This is a genomic window from Agromyces binzhouensis (genome assembly GCF_004135055.1).
Classification (GTDB): Bacteria; Actinomycetota; Actinomycetes; order Actinomycetales; family Microbacteriaceae; genus Agromyces; species Agromyces binzhouensis.
Genome location: NZ_SDPL01000334.1, coordinates 1 through 3,576, shown reverse-complemented (window position 1 = coordinate 3,576; position 3,576 = coordinate 1). Strand labels below are relative to the sequence as shown.

At 72.2% G+C, this 3,576-nt stretch carries 4 protein-coding genes; 3 read left to right on the top strand and 1 reads right to left on the bottom strand.

Annotation, left to right across the window (positions count from 1 at the left end):
- Positions 1–1,123: diacylglycerol/lipid kinase family protein (locus tag ESO86_RS13650; RefSeq protein WP_165307837.1), on the bottom strand; the 1,123-nt coding region annotated here is incomplete at its 3' end.
- A gap of 93 nt (positions 1,124–1,216) precedes the next feature.
- Between ESO86_RS13650 and serS the strand changes: the two genes are divergently transcribed.
- The 3 genes from serS to ESO86_RS19800 all read left to right on the top strand — a co-directional run.
- The gene (gene serS / locus ESO86_RS13645) at positions 1,217–2,485 is read left to right on the top strand and encodes a serine--tRNA ligase (protein WP_129235502.1); all 1,269 of its coding nucleotides are present in this window, start codon (positions 1,217–1,219) and stop codon (positions 2,483–2,485) included.
- Positions 2,482–3,294, top strand: coding sequence for an HAD family hydrolase (locus ESO86_RS13640; protein ID WP_129235501.1), 813 nt, complete (start codon positions 2,482–2,484; stop codon positions 3,292–3,294). The genes serS and ESO86_RS13640 overlap by 4 nt, the downstream gene beginning before the upstream one ends.
- Before the next feature lie 94 nt (positions 3,295–3,388).
- Positions 3,389–3,576 (top strand): hypothetical protein (locus tag ESO86_RS19800; RefSeq protein WP_207207138.1); only part of this gene is annotated, 188 nt, incomplete at its 3' end.

The window sequence follows — 3,576 nt, the reverse complement described above, 5'->3', positions numbered from 1 at the left end:
CCTCGGCCGCCTCGAGGTCGGCCTCGTCGAGCTCGGAGCCCGACTCCGCGTCGCCCCGGCCGGTGCTCGGGGCGTCGGCGCGCTGCTTCGCCCCGTCGGCCGCGCGCGGCGCGACCTTCTCCGGCACGCGGACCACGAGCGCCTTCGGGTCGATCGCGAACCGCGCGGCCGTGATCATGCCCATCTCCTCGCCGTCGATCTCGAACTCCTGCGCCTGGCCGTCGATCACGATGTCGACCGTCGCACCGCTCGCGTAGACGACCTCGCGGCGCTTGTTGCCGCCCGTGAGGTCGATGAGCTGCCGGCCGAGCGCCGACTTGCGGAGCACCCGGTTCTCCCAGGCGACCTGCCGCCACACCATCAGCCATTCCCAGACGTTGCGCGGCTGCAGGCGCACGACGTCGAGCCGGCCGTCGTCGATCTCGGCGTCGGGGATCAGCTCGATGTTGCCCGGCAGGTAGCCGAGGTTCGCGACGAGGATGCTCGAGACCTTCGAGCGGTGCGTCCGGCCGTCGTCCATGCGATGGGCGATCCGGAACGGCTCCGAGCTCGGGATGGCGCGGAGTCCCGCGTCGACGTACGCCAGCCATCCGACCCGCTTCTTCAGCTCGGAGTCGGTGTTGGCGATCATCGCCGCGTCGATGCCGATGCCGCTCATGACGAGCGAGACCTCGGTCTCGGTCGAGCCGTCCTCGCGCCGGACGCGTGCGCGCAGCACGTCGACGGCGCGATCGCGGCCCGTGAAGGCGAGCTTCGCCGCGCCCGGGATGTCGTTGACCGGGATGCCGATGTTCCGGGCGAACAGGTTGCCCGTCCCGAGCGGGACGATGCCGACCGGGATCGGCTCGCCCTCGAGGCCCTCGGCGACCGCTCGCACGGTGCCGTCGCCGCCGGCGGCGATGATCAGGTCGACGCCGCCCCGGCGCGCCTCGCGCGCCTGCCCCGTGCCCGGATCGTCCTCGGCGGTCTCGATCCATTCCGCCGCCGCATAGCCGTGCTCCGCCGCCAGGTCCTCGACCACCGGACGCAGCTGCTCGATGCCCTGCTTCACCGGATTGAAGATCACGGCGACGCGACGGTCGCCTCCCGCGGCATCCGCGTGCTCGCTCTCGCCCCCACTCATGCGTCGAATCTAGGGCATACGGGCCCGCGCAGCCCGACGATCCGCTGAGGCCGGCCGACGGGCCCGACGGATGCCCCGACTACACTTGGCCGGGTGATCGACCCCGTGCTGCTCCGCGAGAACCCAGACCTGGTCAAGCGCTCGCAGGAGGCGCGCGGCGAATCCCCGGCTTACGTCGACGACGCCGTCGCCGCCGACACCGCCCGCCGGGCCGCGATCTCGGCGTTCGAGTCGCTGCGCGCCGAGCAGAACGCGTTCGGCAAGCAGGTCGCGAAGGCGCCCAAGGAGGAGAAGGCGGCGCTCGTCGCCCAGGCCCAGGAGCTCGCAGCGAGGGTCAAGCAGGCGAACGCGGATGCCTCGGCCGCCGAGGAGGCCTTCACCACCGCCGTGCAGCGCATCGGCAACGTGGTCGTCGAGGGGGTCCCCGCGGGCGGTGAGGAGGACTTCGAGGTCCTCCGCGAGGTCGGCGAGATCCCGGCGTTCGGCTTCGAGCCGCGCGACCACCTCGAGATCGGCGAGCTGCTCGACGGCATCGACATGGCCCGCGGCGCCAAGGTGTCGGGCGCCCGGTTCCACTTCCTCAAGGGCGTGGGTGCGCGCCTGCAGCTCGCGATCATGAACATGGGCCTCGACAAGGCGGTCGGCAACGGCTTCACGCCGCTCATCACGCCGACGCTCGTGCGTCCCGAGATCATGCAGGGCACCGGCTTCCTCGGCGCGCACGCCGAGGAGGTCTACCACCTTCCCGCCGACGACCTCTACCTCACGGGCACGAGCGAGGTCGCGCTCGCCGGGTACCACGCCGACGAGATCCTCGACCTCTCGAACGGCCCGATCCGCTATGCGGGCTGGTCGACCTGCTACCGGCGCGAGGCGGGCAGCCACGGCAAGGACACGCGCGGCATCATCCGCGTGCACCAGTTCGACAAGCTCGAGATGTTCAGCTACGTCGACCCCGCCGACGCCGAGGAGGAGCACGAGCGCCTCCTCGCCTGGCAGGAGGAGATGCTGCAGGCCCTCGGCCTCACGTATCGCGTGATCGACGTCGCCGCGGGCGACCTCGGCTCGAGCGCAGCCCGGAAGTTCGACGTCGAGGCGTGGGTACCGACCCAGCAGGCGTTCCGCGAGCTCACGTCGACGTCGAACTGCACCACGTTCCAGGCGCGTCGCCTCGACATCCGCCACCGCACCGAGAGCGGGAGGACGGCGCCCGTCGCGACGCTGAACGGCACGCTCGCCACGACTCGGTGGATCGTCGCGATCCTCGAGACCCACCAGCAGGCCGACGGTTCGGTGGTGGTGCCCGAGGGACTTCGCAGCTGGCTCGGCGGCCTCGAGGTGCTCCGCCCCGTCGAGCGATGACCGCCATCACCGACGAGCGCTGGTTCGTCGCCCTCGACGTCGACGGCACCATCATGCACGAGGACGAGTCGATCGACCCCGCGGTCGTCGACGCCGTGGGGTCCGCCGTCGACCGCGGCCACCTCGTGACCCTCGCCACCGGGCGTTCCTGGTCGACGACTCGGCCCGTGCTCGAGCACCTGGGCCTGGAGCCCGAGTACGTCGTGACCGCGAACGGCGCGATCACGATGCGCCGCGATCCGTCGTCGCCCGACGGGTGGGTCCAGGCGCACGTCGAGACGTTCGACCCGTCCGACGTGCTGCTGCGCATCCGCGACGAACTGCCCGACGGGCGATTCCTCGTCGAACTCGCCGACGGGTACCGGCTGTTCACGCGCGGTATGTCCGACTGGAACCTCGAGCGGGCTCGTGAGGTCGAGTTCGAGGGGCTGCTCGGCCAGCCGGCGACCCGCGTCGTCGCGACCTCGGTCGACCACGACCTCGACGAGTTCTTCGGCCTGGTCGAGCGGATGGGCCTGCACCACGTCAGCTACGCCATCGGGTGGACCGCATGGCTTGACATCGCTCCCGACGGCGTGAACAAGGCGACCGCGCTGGAGCGGGTCCGCGGATGGCTCGGGGTGCCGCTGCGTCGCGTGATCGCGGTCGGCGACGGCCGCAACGACATCGAGATGTTCCACTGGGCGGGCGCCGCCGGCCGTTCCGTCGCGATGGGCCAGGCGCCGGCCGAGGTCGTCGCGGCCGCGCACGAGCGCGCCGGCCGGATCGAGGAGGCGGGCCTCGCGCCCGTGCTCGACTCGCTTCCCTGAGGCCCGCCGGTGATCGGCGGGAGGCCGACCCGCGGGACCACGTTCCCGACCTGACCGGGGCAGGCGTGGTTAGGATCGCCATCGGGGGCCACGTGTGAGCGATCTGATCGACGCACCACAGGACGACACGCCGACGGAGGACGACGGCGTGTCGGACGGCCACGTCCGGCTGCCCGCGATCATCCCGCCGCCTGCGCCGCCCGCGCCCCGGCTCCCGCCGGTGCTCACGGAGGCGACCGTGCCGCCCGCCCATCACGGCCGGCTCCCTCGGCGCGGCGCGGG

What these genes read in the sequence shown, in the direction of transcription:
- ESO86_RS13640 (WP_129235501.1), top strand. Translation starts at nt 2,482, where the DNA reads ATGACCGCCATCACCGACGAGCGCTGGTTCGTCGCCCTCGACGTCGAC.